Below are 14,108 nucleotides of genomic sequence, written 5' to 3'. Positions count from 1 at the left end.
CATGCCAGCCCAACTCATCGACGGCAACGCCCTTGCCAAGCAACTCCGCACCGAAGCCGCCCAGCGCGCCGCCCGCCTGACCGAACGCGGCCACCGGCCCGGCCTGGCCGTGGTCCTGGTGGGCGAAGACCCGGCAAGCCAGGTCTATGTGCGTAACAAGGTCAAGGCCTGCGACGACAATGGCTTTCATTCCTCGCTCGACCGCTACCCCGCCGACCTGTCCGAGGCCGACCTGCTGGCCCGCATCGATGCCCTGAACCGCGACCCGCACATCCACGGCATCCTGGTGCAGTTGCCGCTGCCCAAGCATATCGACAGCCACAAAGTGCTCGAAGCGATCGCCCCGGAAAAAGACGTGGACGGCTTCCACGTGGCCAATGCCGGCGCCCTGATGACCGGCGCCCCGCTGTTCCGTCCGTGCACGCCTTATGGCTGCATGAAAATGCTGGAATCGGTCGATTTCCCGCTGCGCGGCGCCCGCGCGGTGGTGGTCGGCGCCTCCAACATCGTCGGCAAGCCGATGGCGATGCTGCTGCTGCAGGCCGGCGCCACCGTCACCATCTGCAACAGCAAGACGCGCGACCTGAGCGCCCATACCCGCGACGCGGACGTGATCGTGGCCGCCGTGGGCCGGCGCAACATCATCACCGCTGACATGGTCAAGCCCGGTGCAGCCGTGATCGACGTGGGCATGAACCGCGACGACAATGGCAAGCTGTGCGGCGATGTCGACTTCAACGGCGTCAAGGAAGTCGCCGGCTACATCACCCCTGTGCCGGGCGGCGTTGGCCCGATGACCATTACGATGCTGCTGATCAATACGCTGGAAGCCGCCGAGCGCGCAGCCGGCTGAACGTCGTATCGGCCTGCCACGGACAGCGCCGGCGCCTTGCGCGCCGGGGCTGCCTGGCACTGGAAATCCTGCCGCCCCGCCCCAATGTGCGGGGCATTGCCCTTACGGGCCCTGCCAAGAGAGACGTCATGGATCAAGCCGCCAACCAAGCCAACGCTGCAAATCACGCAAACGGCGACAATCCGCTGCTGGATTTCACCGACCTGCCGCGTTTCTCCGAGATCCGCCCCGAGCACATCGGCCCGGCGCTGGACGTGCTGCTGGCGACCGCGCAAGCCGCCGTCGACCGCGCCGAGGACCCGGCCACCGAAGCCACCTGGGCCAATGCCGTGGAAGCGCTGGAAGCCGCCACCGAGCCGCTGGGACGCGCCTGGGGCGTGGTGGGCCACCTGAGCGCGGTGGCGGATACGCCGCCCTTGCGCCAGGCGCATAGCGACAACCTGCCGCGCATGACCGAGTTCTGGTCGTCGCTGGGCCAGAGCCTGGCGCTCTATGACAAGTACAAGGCCATCGCCGCGAGCCCCGAATTCGCCACCATGAGCACGGCTCGGCGCCAACTGATGGAAAACGAGTTGCGCGGTTTCCGCCTGGGCGGCGCCGAACTGCCCGAAGACAAGAAGCCCCGCTTTGCCGCGATCCAGGAGCAGCAGGCCCAGTTGTCCAAGGCCTTCTCCGACCACGTGCTCGATGCCACCAATGCCTACGCGCTGCTGATCGAGGACGAAAGCCGCCTGAGCGGCATCCCGGAAGACGCGCTGGAGGCCGCGCGCCATGCCGCTGAAAAAGACGGCAAGCCGGGCTGGAAATTCACCCTGCACTTCCCCTCCTACTTCCCGGTGCTGCAATACGCGGACGACCGCGCGTTGCGCCAGACCATGTACGAAGCCAGCGTCACCCGCGCCTCGGAACTGGCCGAGCAGTACGGCCAGGGCAAGGCCGAGTGGGACAACACGGCCAATATGCGCGAGCAGCTCGCGCTGCGCCGCGAAGAAGCGCAGTTGCTCGGCTACGCCACTTTCGGCGAGGTCTCGCTGGTGCCCAAGATGGCGGAATCCCCGGCCGAAGTGCTGCGCTTCCTGGACGAACTGGCCGCCAAGGCGCGTCCGTACGCCGAGAAGGACTGGGCAGAGCTAAAGGCATTCGCCGCAAGCGAGCTGGGCCTGAGCGACCTCTCGCCCTGGGACGTAGCCTACGCGTCGGAAAAGCTGCGCGAGCAGCGCTACGCCTTCTCCGAGCAGGAGGTAAAGCAATACTTCCCCGAGCCGCAGGTGCTCAAGGGCTTGTTCGGCGTGGTGGAGAAGCTGTTCTCGGTGCGCATCGAAGCCGACCAGGCCCAGACGTGGCACGAAGACGCGCGCTTCTTCCGCGTCGTTTCACCCGAGGGCGAGCTGCTGGCGCAGTTCTACATCGACCTTTACGCCCGCGAAGGCAAGCGCGGCGGCGCGTGGATGGATGACGCCCGGGGCCGCAAGCTGCTGGACGGCGGCCGCGTGCAAACCCCGGTGGCCTACCTGACCTGCAACTTCACGGCGCCGGTGGGTGGCAAGCCCGCGGTCTTCACCCACGACGAAGTGATTACGCTGTTCCACGAATTCGGCCACGGCCTGCACCATATGCTCACCCAGGTCGGCGAGCTCGGCGTGTCCGGCATCAATGGCGTGGAATGGGATGCCGTTGAGCTGCCCTCGCAGTTCATGGAGAACTTCTGCTGGGAGTATGAGGTGCTGGCCGACATGACCGCGCACGTCGACACCGGCGAGCCGCTTCCGCGCGAGCTGTTCGAGCGCATGCTGGCCGCGAAGAACTTCCAGAACGGCATGATGACGCTGCGCCAGATCGTGTTCTCGTCCTTCGACATGCACCTGCACACCAGCTTCGACCCCGCGGGCGAGAAGTCCGTGCTGGCGCTGTCCAGGGAGATCAACGATCGCACCCATGTGGTGCCGCAGCACCCGCTGTCGCGCTGGCCGAACACCTTCAGCCATATCTTTGCCGGCGGCTATGCGGCGGGCTACTACAGCTACAAGTGGGCCGAAGTGCTGTCCGCCGACGTCTACGCGGCGTTCGAGGAAGCCGCGAAGCTCTCCGGCACCGTGCTCGACGCCGAGACCGGCGCACGCTACCGCAGGGAAATCCTGTCGGTGGGCGGCAGCCGGCCGGCCATGGAATCGTTCACCGCGTTCCGCGGCCGCGCGCCACAGATCGACGCACTGCTGCGGCATGGCGGCATGGCGGTGGCTTAACGCAGCACGTTGTTAATCGAAGAATGGAAGAGGTTAGGCGGCTCGGTCTGAGCCGCTTTTTTCATGGCGGCTCGCGCGTGCAATGCAGGCGGTCGACAGCAACGCGCAGCCCGCGCTCACCGCAATCGCCACCGAATAATTGCCGTAGGCATCGAAGAGCCAGCCAGCCAGGCTGCCGCCCGCCATCGCCGCAATGCCCACCGCGACATACAGCGCACCCAGGATCGCCCCGAGGTTGGCCGTGCCGAACCATGTCGCGGCCAGCGCCGGGTACAAGGAAATGCAACCGCCGTTAGCCGCGCCAAACAGGACGGCAAACAGCGCCAGCGCCGGGAAGCTCGTGGCCCCAAGCCACACGCCGTTGAGCAGCGCGAGCATCAGCGTCAGGCACATAAGCAGCCGCCCTGGACCCAGCCTGTCGCCGAGCCCGCCCAGCAACAGGCGCCCCAGGATATTGCCGGCACCCACCAGCCCGATCAGCAGATTCCCGGCCGTGGACGACAAACCGTGCTGCCGCGCGTACGGATGGATATGGACCAGCGCGGCGAACAGGCCAACCGAGCCCAGCAGGATGGCGCCGAAGTACCACCAGAATCGCCCGCCGCGCACGGCCTGCGCCAGGCTGAGCCCGGATGGCGGGGGCAAATGGGCTGCGCCAGGCGCCGCAGGCGCGCCATCGGGATACAGGCCGGCCTCTTCCGGGCGCCCCTTTAGCAGCATTGCCATTGCCAGCCCGACCACGGCGATGGCCAGCGCGAAGCAGCGCATTGTCGCCTGCCAGCTCATATGCTCCATCAGCAGGCCCGCCGCCACCGGTCCGATGAACGTGCCAAGCCCGGTGCCCGCCAGCGCAAGGCCCGACGCCCGGCTGCGGTGCCTGACGAACCAGCGCTGCACCGCCGTCACCGCCGGCACGTAGACCAGGCCAACGCCCAGGCCCACCAGCGAGCAGAAGGCAACCAGGAACCCCGCCAGCGAATCCGAGACGATGCTGGCGATGGCAAATCCCAGCGCCAGCGACACAATGCCCATCGCGATGACCCGGCGGGTGGAAATCCGGTCGGCCAGGGACCCGGAGAATACGCCCACCACGTAGTAAATCAGCGCGGTAAACGAGAACACGGAAGCCGCCGACGAACTCCCCACCCCGAAGCCTTCCTGGATGCTCGCGAAAAATGCGCCAAACGAGTATGCGGCGCCAAATATCAGCGCCAGCAGCACGTGTGTCGCGCCCACCACATACCAGCCCGGGAATATGTTCATCCCCGCATTTGCCCTTGCGCTCACCTTTGCCATGTTGTCTCCGGTCACCCTCTCGCCTGTCCACACACGCTTCCAGCATCCTGGAATCGTCGATTGCGACACATAGTCTTGTATATACAAGATAAGACAACAAATCAACGAGTCGGGATTACCCTGAGCAGAGCCAAACCCAAAGCCAAAACCCGCCCCTTTCTCCTGGCGCGTGCCGACCTCGAACTGGACAATCGCTGCCAATGGAAATTGGCTAGACAAGCGCGGTCAAGTAAACTGCGTGCCATGACCTACCTGCCACCCGCCGCCGCCTACGCGCACATCAAGAACTACCTGAAGGACGGACTCAGCGCCGGACGCTGGCCACCCGGCACGCTGATGCCATCGGAATCCGAGCTGGTCACCCAGTTCCGCGTCAGCCGCATGACCGCCAACCGGGCGGTGCGGGAACTGCAGGCCGAAGGCCTGGTGGAGCGTGTGCAGGGCGTTGGCACGTTCGCCACCCAGCCCTATCGCGCATCGTCCACGCTGACCATCCGCGACCTGCACGACGAGATCACGGAGCGAGGCCACCGCCACCGCTCCGACGTGCACATGGCGCGCGCCGAAGTCGTCACCGAGGCATTGGCGCCGCGCCTCGGGTTGCCCGTCGGCAGCAAGGTCTTCCACACCTTGATCGTGCATAGCGAGAACGGCGTGCCGCTGCTGTGCGAGGATCGCTACGTCAACCCGGCCCGTGCGCCTGACTATCTCGACGTGGATTTCACCAAGACCACGCCCACCAATTACCTGCTGACCGTGGCACCGCTATGGGAGGCGCAATACTCCATCGAGGCGCAGTTGCCCACCGAGCAAGAGGCCGAGCTGCTGGGCATCAAGCCAAGCGAGCCCTGCCTGATCGTGATCCGCCGCACCGAAAGCCAGGGCTCGCCGATCACGCTGGCGCGGCTGGTGCATCCGGGATCGCGTTATGCCATCGAGGGCTCGTTCAAGCCGTAGGGCCGCCCGGTGCGCTTGGCGAGCGATGCCACGGTCTACCGGATCGTGGCCGCTGGTACACTGCGCCTCGTAAAGATCGGCCCACGCTCGGGCGGCATCACTGCACAAAGCTTCGAGGCGCTCCTGCAGGGGTCGAAAGGCTAGCAGAATGAAGTTGGGTAGCTAGATGGGTAACCAGAGGATTCTTTCCAGAAACAACTACCCGGAAGGCCTTACCCACCATAGATCACGAGAAATAATGAGAATCGCAACCTGGAACGTCAACTCGCTCAAGGTCCGGCTACCGCAGGTACTGGACTGGTTGAGCGAGCAGGAAAAGGCCGATACGCCGATCGATGCCCTGTGCCTGCAGGAGCTGAAGATGCCGGACGACAAGTACCCGCTGGCCGAACTGGAAAGCGCTGGCTTCCACAGCGTGTTCACCGGCCAGAAGACATACAACGGCGTGGCGATCCTGGCGCGCAATGCCACCATGGCGACGCCCACCGACGTGGTGCGCAATATCCCTGGCTTCGACGACCCCCAGCAGCGCGTGGTGGCGGCGACCTATGGCGACGTGCGCCTGGTGTGCGCGTACTTCCCCAACGGGCAGGCGCCGGACTCGGACAAGTTCACCTACAAGCTCGGCTGGCTGCAGGCGATCACCGCGTGGCTGCAGGAGGAAATGGTGAAGTACCCGAAGCTTGCGCTGCTGGGTGACTTCAATATCGCGCCCGAAGACCGGGACGTGCACGACCCGAAGAAGTGGGAGGGGCAGAACCTGGTGTCGCCGCCGGAGCGCGATGCGTTCCGGGCGCTGGAGGCACTTGGGCTGACCGACGCATTCCGCCTGTTCGAGCAGCCGGAGAAGAGCTTCTCCTGGTGGGACTACCGCATGTTTGCGTTCCGCCGCAACGCCGGCCTGCGCATCGACCACATCCTGCTGTCGCCGGCCCTGCGCGAGGCGTGCAGCGCCTGCGTGATCGATCGCGTGCCGCGCACCTGGGAGCAGCCTTCGGACCACACGCCGGTGGTGGCCACGCTCGACCTGGGCTGAGGTATTGCGCCAAGGCGCCCGCCACCAAGCCGGCGGCCGGCATATCCGGGTAGCCACCGGCTCGCGTCCGGGCGTCTGCAAGGCTACACTTGCGGGCATGAAACCGGCTACCTTTCGCCACCGCAACCTCCCCCACTTGCTGCTGCAAGCCCGCGAAACGCTGATGGCCGGCTTCCGGCCCATCCTGCGCCAGCACGGCATGACCGAGCAGCAATGGCGGGTAGTGCGCACCCTCAACGAGCAAGGCGAGATGGAGCCTAACCAGCTCGCCGATGCCTGCCTGATCCTGAGCCCGAGCCTTACCCGCATGCTGTCGAGCATGGAGGAAGCCGGCCTGATCCTGCGCTCGCGCTCCACCACGGACCAGCGCCGCCAGTTGATCTCGCTGACCGACAAATGTCGTGCCTTGATCGCCGAGATGGAGCCGCTGATCGACCGCCGTTATGAGCAACTCGAGCAGATGATCGGCGCCGAGCGGCTGGGCAAGGTCTATGGCGCGATCGACGAATTGCTGGTAAGCCTCAGCGAACGAGACCCGCAAGCATGACCGCCCCGGCTGTGCAGGGCACGACCGGCCGGATGCTCGGGCGCCTGTTGCCGGCATGGCGTCACCGCGTGAGCCGCGCCTCCTTGCGTGCGGACCTGGTTGCGGGCCTGCTTGGCGCGGTGCTGGTGCTGCCGCAGGGCGTGGCCTTTGCCACGCTTGCCGGCTTGCCGCCGCAATACGGTATCTACGCGGCCGTGATTCCCTGCATCGTGGCGGCCTTGTTCGGTTCCAGCTGGCATGTGATGTCCGGCCCGACCAACGCCAACTCGCTGGCGCTGTTCGCCATGCTGAGCCCGGTGGCATTTGCCGGCAGTCCCGAATACATCAATCTGGCGCTCGCCGTCACCATCATGGTTGGCTTGCTGCAGCTTGCCGTGGGCACCTTGCGCCTTGGCACGCTGGCCAACTTCATCTCACCCTCGGTGCTGCTTGGCTTCACCTGCGGCGCGGCGACACTGATCGGCCTCTATGCGCTCAAGGACCTGTTTGGGCTGGCCGTGCCGACGGGCACGAGCGCCTTCGGCGTGGTGCGCTTTCTGCTGGACAATGCCGACGGCATCAACTGGAGCGCGTTCACGGTAGCGGCGATCACGCTGGCGGTGACCGTAGCGGTGAAACGCGTCTCGCGCCGCCTGCCCTTCATGCTGATCGGCCTGCTGGCGGGCTATGGCGTTGCCCTGCCGCTCAATGCGCCGGGCTGGAGCGCGGGCGCGCACCACGTCAACGTGGTCGGGCCGATCCCGTCGGCCATCCCGCCCTTCCACCTGCCGAATGTTTCCTGGCAGGCGATCCCCGACCTGCTTGGCATCGCCGCCGCGCTGACCATCGTGGCACTCGGCCAGTCGATCTCGATCGCCAAGGCGGTGGCGCTGCGCTCGGGCCAGCATATCGACGCCAACCGCGAGTTCATCGGGCAGGGCTTGTCGAACATCGCAGGTGGCTTGTTCTCCGCCTATATCTCCTGCGGCTCGCTGAACCGCTCCATGCCTAACTACGAGGCCGGCGCGCAGACGCCGCTGGCCAGCATTTTCTCGGCCTTGCTGCTGGTGGTGCTGGTCACGGCCAGCGCCTCGCTGCTGGCGCAGATCCCGCTGGCCTCCATCTCCGCGATGTTGCTGCTGGTGGCCTGGGGCCTGTTCGATTTCGGCCGGCTGCGACGCATCGCCAGCCTGAGCCGCACGGAATTCGCCATCGCCATCAGCACCTTTGTCGCCACGCTGGCCATCCGCCTGGAGATGGCGGTCTTGCTCGGCACGATCCTGTCACTGGTGGCCTATCTCTATCGCACCTCGCGGCCAGCGGTGCGCAGCCTGGTGCCAGACGCCGACGACCCCGACCGGCGCTTTACGCCGCTCGACGAACTGCAGCGCCCGCAACCGGAATGCCCCCAGCTCAAGCTGCTGCGCATGGAAGGCGCGATCTACTTCGGCGCGGTCCAGTACGTGACGGACCGCTTGCACGAGGCACGCAACGCCCATCCCGGCCAGATCCATCTACTGGCCATGACCAAGAGCATGAACTTCATTGACCTGGCCGGCGCGGAGATGTGGGAAAGCGAACTGAGCGAGCGGCGCGCCACCGGCGGCGACCTGTATTTCCATCGTCCGCGCACACAGGTGCTGCAGACGTGGGACCAGACCGGCTTCGCGCTGAAGCTGGGCGAGGGGCACATCTTTTCCACCAAGCGGCAGGCGCTGCACACCATCATTGCGCGCCTCGATCCCGCGGGCTGCGCGCAATGCCAGGCACGCATCTTCGAAGAATGCGCTAGCCGCCCTGGCGGGCCGGGCTACCCGGCAAAACCGGCTTGAGCGCGATCAACGTGAGCGGCACGATCGGCGCGATCGGGAAGATCAGTGATGAGCGCGGGGAATGAAAAAGAGAAACGCCGGCGGGAAACCGGCGTCAGGCGGCGAGAAGCCGCAATGACCTGAAGCGGTAGCCCGGGATCGGACCGATGACCGGCCCGGACTGGAATCCGCTTCAGAGCGGCGCCACATGGGCGCGCTTGACTACCACTGGCTGGGCGGCGCCCTGCTCGATCAGCACCACCGCAGCACGCTCGATGGTTTCACGTCCGGCGCGGAATGCTTCTTCCAGCGACAACACCTGGTCGGCACTGAAGCCTTCCCACAGCGCTTCACGGGTCACCACGCAAGTGACTGGTTGGCCGTCGACAACGGCGTGAAATAGCAAGCCTTCATTATTGATATCGTAACGCTCTTGCTCTTGGAACTTGATATCCATCGGTACAGCCCTCCATTGCAAGTGAAGAATCATCCTAACATGGGTCGGCCCGACTCGTCCGCAAAGGCCTACGCCTCGCTCACCCCAAGCAAGACTGCCGAAACCCCGGGCGAGTTCCCGCCATCGTGAGTGCCTGGGCTCGGTGCAAGGAGAAGGAACAAGGCTGCCTGGGCATTGCACGCACGACGGCGAAATCGCACATGGCATTTCCAGAGCACCCTCATGCAGGAAAAATTACGCAGGGTGTTTGACAAACTCAAAAACCATGGTACAATCTTTTTCTTCGTTGGGGCGTTAGCTCAGTTGGTAGAGCAGCGGACTCTTAATCCGTAGGTCGAGTGTTCGAGTCACTCACGCCCCACCAGCGAATTCTAAAAGCCGGAAGCAGCAATGCTTCCGGCTTTTTCCATTGGCGCTCCACGCCTGGCACCGCCCTCGCGATGGCTGCGGCGATTCATCCCTCGAAAAACACGCGCAAAAAAAAGCCCGCGATCAATGGCGGGCTGGGGAAGGGTCAAGGGCGTTCAGGGAACGACCCGGGGCCTAGTGTGAATACATTGCAGACATGACGCGACCCCTCTCCAGAGGGGTCGCACGCGCAGCACATTCCATTGTTGCCTCAGGCCTGCCTGGCGCGCTCGAACAGTTCACGCGCGAGCCCGCGATGCTGCGCAAGAACGCGCGGCAACTCCACCGTCTGCAACTCGCCATCGCGCACCACCACCTTGCCGTTGATCACGCTGGTGGCGACATTGCCCGGCGTGCAGAACACCAGCGCGGCCACCGGGTCGTGGCCTGCGCCGGCGTAGCCCACCTGCGCCATGTCGAAGGACACGAAATCGGCCGACATGCCAGGCGCCAGCGCGCCGATATCGTCGCGGCCCAGCACGCGCGCGCCGCCCAGCGTGGCGATCTCCAGCGCTTCGCGCGCGCTCATGGCGGCGGGCCCGTAGCCTACGCGCTGCAGCAGCATGGCCTGCCGCACCTCCCCCAGCATATGCGCGCCATCGTTCGACGCGCTGCCATCCACACCCAGCCCGACCGGCACGCCGGCATCGCGCATTGTGCGCACCGGCGCAATGCCTGACGCCAGGCGCATGTTCGAACAAGGGCAATGGGCAACGCCGGTGCCCGTGCGCGCGAACAGCGCAATGCCTTCATCATCGAGCTTGACGCAGTGGGCATGCCACACATCGGGGCCGACCCAGCCGAGTTCTTCGGCGTACTGGGCCGGCGTGAGGCCGAACTTCTCGCGCGAGTAGGCGATGTCGTTATCGTTCTCGGCCAGGTGGGTGTGCATCGACACGCCATAGTTGCGCGCCAGCAGCGCCGACTCGCGCATCAGGTCGCGCGAGACGGAGAACGGCGAACACGGCGCCACCACCACCCGCAGCATCGCGTGGCGCGAAGCGTCGTGGTACCGCTCAATCAGCCGCTGGCTGTCCTTCAGGATGGCGTGCTCCTCTTCCACCACCGAATCGGGCGGCAGGCCACCCTTGCTGCGGCCCACGCTCATCGATCCGCGCGCGGCATGAAAGCGCATGCCCATTGCCGCCGCGGCTTCAATGGAATCGTCCAGGCGCGAGCCATTGGGATACAGGTACAAGTGATCGCTGGTGGTAGTGCAGCCGGACAGCATCAACTCGGCCATCGCGGTACGGGTCGACACGTCGATCATTTCCGGCGTCAGGTGCGACCACAACATATAGAGGTTGGTAAGCCAGGTGAACAGCTCGGCGTCCTGCGCCGCCGGCACGGCGCGGGTCAGGCTCTGGTACATGTGGTGGTGCGTGTTGACCAGCCCGGGGATCACCACCTTGCCACGCATATCGATCACCTCGGCGCCCCCTTCGTCGATCAGCCGGCGGTATTGCGGCGGCAGCTCGGCGGTGGCGCCCACCCATTCGATCACCGGGCCCTGCGCCACCAGTGCGCCCCCCGGGATCTCGCGGCGTTGCGCATCCATGGTCACCAGGATGTCGGCATTGATAAGGATGAGGGGCATGGCAGGGTCTTCAGGTTGGTGGCGAAAATACCCGGCACGTCATGCGGCCAGGCCCACACAGTCTAAGACGCCGGCAGGCCTTGGCAAAGCATCGATTTCCACCGACGGTGTGCGCAAAAACAGCACAGCCAGGCGCAGCTCCGTTAGCGCACGCCAGCAAACAACGCCACCAGGCCCTCGCCAATCCGCTCGGCCATCAGTTCCGCCGCGGCGCTCAGCGGATTGCGCGCGCGCGCAACCAGCCGCAGCGTCTGGCACGGCAGCTGGCCGTCGCGCAGCGGCACCCAGGCCAGCGCCCCGCGCTCCCGCTCCTCCAGCACGTCGAGCGGATTCAGGAAGGCGATGCCGGCGCCAAGCATGACCAGGCGGCGCATCAGCGCGGTCGAAGTGGTCTCGGTAACCGGCGATACCGCAACCGCGGCTCGTGCGAAGGCCTCATCGAGGATGGCGCGAATCGACATCGACGGCGCGGGCAGGATCAGCGGACAGGCCAGGCATTCGCTGAGCAGCGTCGACGGCTGCGCGGCCAGCGCATGCCCGGGCGCCACCACCGCGCCGATATGCCAGTCGTTGCTGGCCAGGATGCGGAAGGCGGCGATATCGGGCAGGTCATAGGCAAGGCCGAGATCGGCATCGCCGCGCTCGACAGCGCTGACAATGTCGGCCACGGGCAGATCCAGCAGGCGCACGAGTATGCCCGGGTACTGCTGGCGAAACGCGTGCACCAGTGACGGCATCAGCGAGCCGGCGAGGCCGGCCGTGGTCGCCACGGTGACTTCACCCTGGCGCACGCCCTTCACGGCTTCGATTCGGCTGCGCAGCAATTCGTGCTCGCGCAGCGTCTGGCGCACGTGCGCCAGCACCATCTCGCCTAGCGGGGTCAGGCGCAGGCGTTTGTTGATGCGCTCGAACAAGGGCGCGCCCAGATCCGCCTCCAGGTCCAGGATCTGCCGGTTGATCGCGCTCGGCGCCACGTGCAGTTGCAGCGCGGCCTGGCGGATCGATCCGCGGCTGACTACCTCGTCGAGGTAGCGCAGGACTCTGGCATGCATGACGGGCTCCGGATTCGGGCGTTGGATTCAGCGCGGCAGCGACATTCCGCGCCTGGGAAGACGAGCGCATTGTAGCCGCTGGCCAGGCGCACGAAATCCGTGTTGCGCTGACAGTCTTTTCAGGCGGCATGGAGTACGCTGGCATCAGTTGCCGGCCGATGGCGACCGGCCCACCTCGATATCTTGCCAGCGCCCGGCGCTCCAACCTCCATGGCCACGAAGACAAGCAGCAAGAAGCCCGTCACGAAGCGCGGCGCAAAGCATGGCGCCGAACCCCGCCCGCCCGGCCCGGCAAAGCGCCAGGAAGCGCTGATGCGGTGCCGGAACCTGAAGATGGCGCGCTCCGCCCACGCGTACGTGCGCGGCAACACGCGCAAGTTCTACGAATGGCTGGAGGCCAAGCAACCGCACACCCTGCCCGAGGGCCCGGCGATCTGGATCTGCGGCGACTGTCATGTGGGCAACCTTGGTCCGATCGCCGATATCCAGGGCCGCGTCGACATCCAGATCCGCGACCTTGACCAGACCGTGATCGGCAACCCGGCGCACGACCTGATCCGCCTCGCGCTGTCGCTGGCCACCGCAGCGCGTGGCTCGGACTTGCCCGGCGTGATTACCGCGCGCATGCTGGAAAGCCTGATGGTGGGCTATCAAAGCGCTTTCGACAATCCCGATGCCGCGGCCGGCCTGACTTCGCGCCGGCCTGCCGCGGTACGTACCGTGATGCGCCAGGCCCTGGGGCGCAAATGGAAGCATCTCGCCCATGAGCGGCTGCAGGACACCACGCCCTCCATCCCACTCGGCAAACGGTTCTGGCGCCTCGCCGCGGACGAGCGGCGCGCAATCGGTGCCCTCTTCGAGCGGCGCGAGATCGCCCACCTCGCCACGCTGCTGACCTCCCGCGACGAAGGCGCGCGCGTGGAGGTGATGGACGCCGCCTACTGGGTCAAGGGCTGCAGCTCGCTGGGACGATTGCGTTTCGCCGTATTGCTGTCCGTTGGCAGCAATGACAGCCCCAATCCCGAAATCTGCCTGATCGATATCAAAGAGGCGGTGAACGCTGCGGCACCGAGCTACCCCAAGGTGAACATGCCTCGCGGCAATGCCGAGCGGGTCGTGGAGGGCGCCCGGCATCTCTCGCCGGCACTGGGCGATCGCATTCTTTCCGCGCAACTGCTCGACAAAGCGGTCTTCATCCGCGAGTTGCTGCCGCAGGACCTGAAGCTGGAGATCGATACGCTGCCACAGGAAGAAGCCAGCCGCGTCGCGAGGTACCTGGGTGAGGTGCTCGGCAACGCCCACGCGCGCCAGATAGACCTGGCCACCCAGCGCAGCTGGCTGGCCGAGCTGGCGCGCAATCGCTCAAAGCAGCTGGATGCGCCGTCCTGGCTATGGGCCAGCGTGCTGGACCTGATCGCCAGCCATGAGGTCGGCTACCTCGAGCACTGCCGCAAATTCGCGCTCGGGCCGGAGGCACATATCTAAAAGTAAAGCGCAAAACAGCTATTGCAAAGTCAAAAATCGTCCTCTATAATCTTGGACTTCGTTGGGGCGTTAGCTCAGTTGGTAGAGCAGCGGACTCTTAATCCGTAGGTCGAGTGTTCGAGTCACTCACGCCCCACCAGCGAATTCTAAAAGCCGGAAGCAGCAATGCTTCCGGCTTTTTCCATTGGCCCGCCAACCCTGAGCCAACCCCGCCCACGCCGCGACGCATACGCGGGTTGATACCAATTCCGCCGGCTACGCTTTCACGGTTGAATTGCGCCTGGAGCACAATGCGGAACACGGTTCCGCATCACGGAACCCATCCGACATCTCCAGCGTCCCGCGGCAAGCAGGAACGAGGGCAACGGCGCGACGCAGATCGCCGTG

General features: G+C 65.5%; 11 protein-coding genes and 2 tRNA genes. 9 read left to right on the top strand and 4 right to left on the bottom strand.

From position 1 onward, the window contains the following. The first annotated feature begins 1 nt into the window (after window position 1). Both folD and F7R26_RS07055 read left to right on the top strand, forming a co-directional pair. Window positions 2-853 (top strand): bifunctional methylenetetrahydrofolate dehydrogenase/methenyltetrahydrofolate cyclohydrolase FolD, encoded by an 852-nt coding sequence (gene folD / locus F7R26_RS07060; RefSeq protein ID WP_150993054.1) that lies wholly within the window; start codon window positions 2-4, stop codon window positions 851-853. Window positions 854-981: 128 nt separating this feature from the next. Continuing rightward, entirely contained in the window at window positions 982-3,096 is a 2,115-nt protein-coding gene (locus F7R26_RS07055) for a M3 family metallopeptidase (RefSeq protein ID WP_150993052.1), read from the top strand. Window positions 3,097-3,129: 33 nt separating this feature from the next. On the opposite strand, the gene F7R26_RS07050 is transcribed toward F7R26_RS07055, so the two are convergent. Further along, on the bottom strand, window positions 3,130-4,359 hold the full coding sequence (locus F7R26_RS07050) for an MFS transporter (RefSeq protein WP_150993051.1): 1,230 nt from the start codon (window positions 4,357-4,359) through the stop codon (window positions 3,130-3,132). A 276-nt stretch (window positions 4,360-4,635) separates the two neighbouring features. Between F7R26_RS07050 and hutC the strand changes: the two genes are divergently transcribed. The 4 genes from hutC (at window position 4,636) to F7R26_RS07030 (ending at window position 8,743) form a co-directional block, all read left to right on the top strand. Beyond that, complete coding sequence (hutC, locus tag F7R26_RS07045) at window positions 4,636-5,349, top strand: histidine utilization repressor (RefSeq protein ID WP_150993049.1); 714 nt, start codon at window positions 4,636-4,638, stop codon at window positions 5,347-5,349. 238 nt (window positions 5,350-5,587) lie between these two features. Further along, window positions 5,588-6,385, top strand: a complete 798-nt coding sequence (gene xth, locus F7R26_RS07040; protein WP_150993047.1) for an exodeoxyribonuclease III — start codon at window positions 5,588-5,590, stop codon at window positions 6,383-6,385. Window positions 6,386-6,482: 97 nt separating this feature from the next. After that, window positions 6,483-6,932, top strand: a complete 450-nt coding sequence (gene hpaR / locus F7R26_RS07035) for a homoprotocatechuate degradation operon regulator HpaR (protein ID WP_150993045.1) — start codon at window positions 6,483-6,485, stop codon at window positions 6,930-6,932. Further along, complete coding sequence (locus F7R26_RS07030; RefSeq protein ID WP_416351311.1) at window positions 6,929-8,743, top strand: SulP family inorganic anion transporter; 1,815 nt, start codon at window positions 6,929-6,931, stop codon at window positions 8,741-8,743. The genes hpaR and F7R26_RS07030 overlap by 4 nt, the downstream gene beginning before the upstream one ends. Window positions 8,744-8,915: 172 nt before the next feature. Here the strand turns inward: F7R26_RS07030 and F7R26_RS07025 are convergent, their stop codons facing one another. Beyond that, the gene (locus tag F7R26_RS07025) at window positions 8,916-9,179 is read right to left on the bottom strand and encodes a DUF1488 family protein (protein WP_006159541.1); all 264 of its coding nucleotides are present in this window, start codon (window positions 9,177-9,179) and stop codon (window positions 8,916-8,918) included. A gap of 288 nt (window positions 9,180-9,467) precedes the next feature. On the opposite strand from F7R26_RS07025, the gene F7R26_RS07020 reads away from it, so the two are divergent. Continuing rightward, a tRNA-Lys gene (locus tag F7R26_RS07020) sits at window positions 9,468-9,543 on the top strand. 255 nt (window positions 9,544-9,798) lie between these two features. Here the strand turns inward: F7R26_RS07020 and F7R26_RS07015 are convergent. After that, window positions 9,799-11,184, bottom strand: a complete 1,386-nt coding sequence (locus F7R26_RS07015) for an 8-oxoguanine deaminase (RefSeq protein ID WP_150983944.1) — start codon at window positions 11,182-11,184, stop codon at window positions 9,799-9,801. A 143-nt stretch (window positions 11,185-11,327) separates the two neighbouring features. Next, complete coding sequence (locus F7R26_RS07010) at window positions 11,328-12,236, bottom strand: LysR substrate-binding domain-containing protein (protein WP_150983943.1); 909 nt, start codon at window positions 12,234-12,236, stop codon at window positions 11,328-11,330. 210 nt (window positions 12,237-12,446) lie between these two features. Between F7R26_RS07010 and F7R26_RS07005 the strand changes: the two genes are divergently transcribed. Together F7R26_RS07005 and F7R26_RS07000 are read left to right on the top strand one after the other, a co-directional pair. Continuing rightward, the gene (locus F7R26_RS07005; protein WP_150983942.1) at window positions 12,447-13,721 is read left to right on the top strand and encodes a DUF2252 family protein; all 1,275 of its coding nucleotides are present in this window, start codon (window positions 12,447-12,449) and stop codon (window positions 13,719-13,721) included. Between the two features lie 63 nt (window positions 13,722-13,784). After that, window positions 13,785-13,860: transfer RNA gene (locus F7R26_RS07000), tRNA-Lys, on the top strand. Window positions 13,861-14,108: the final 248 nt, after the last annotated feature.

This window comes from Cupriavidus basilensis (assembly GCF_008801925.2).
GTDB lineage: Bacteria > Pseudomonadota > Gammaproteobacteria > Burkholderiales > Burkholderiaceae > Cupriavidus > Cupriavidus basilensis.
This window is presented reverse-complemented; position numbering and strand designations above follow the sequence as displayed.

Bases quoted from the DNA above. Each gene is read 5' to 3' on its own strand.
- folD (WP_150993054.1), top strand. From the start codon at position 2: ATGCCAGCCCAACTCATCGACGGCAACGCCCTTGCCAAGCAACTCCGC.
- F7R26_RS07055 (WP_150993052.1), top strand. From the start codon at position 982: ATGGATCAAGCCGCCAACCAAGCCAACGCTGCAAATCACGCAAACGGC.
- F7R26_RS07050 (WP_150993051.1), bottom strand. From the start codon at position 4,359: ATGAACATATTCCCGGGCTGGTATGTGGTGGGCGCGACACACGTGCTG.
- hutC (WP_150993049.1), top strand. From the start codon at position 4,636: ATGACCTACCTGCCACCCGCCGCCGCCTACGCGCACATCAAGAACTAC.
- xth (WP_150993047.1), top strand. From the start codon at position 5,588: ATGAGAATCGCAACCTGGAACGTCAACTCGCTCAAGGTCCGGCTACCG.
- hpaR (WP_150993045.1), top strand. From the start codon at position 6,483: ATGAAACCGGCTACCTTTCGCCACCGCAACCTCCCCCACTTGCTGCTG.
- F7R26_RS07030 (WP_416351311.1), top strand. From the start codon at position 6,929: ATGACCGCCCCGGCTGTGCAGGGCACGACCGGCCGGATGCTCGGGCGC.
- F7R26_RS07025 (WP_006159541.1), bottom strand. From the start codon at position 9,179: ATGGATATCAAGTTCCAAGAGCAAGAGCGTTACGATATCAATAATGAA.
- F7R26_RS07015 (WP_150983944.1), bottom strand. From the start codon at position 11,184: ATGCCCCTCATCCTTATCAATGCCGACATCCTGGTGACCATGGATGCG.
- F7R26_RS07010 (WP_150983943.1), bottom strand. From the start codon at position 12,236: ATGCATGCCAGAGTCCTGCGCTACCTCGACGAGGTAGTCAGCCGCGGA.
- F7R26_RS07005 (WP_150983942.1), top strand. From the start codon at position 12,447: ATGGCCACGAAGACAAGCAGCAAGAAGCCCGTCACGAAGCGCGGCGCA.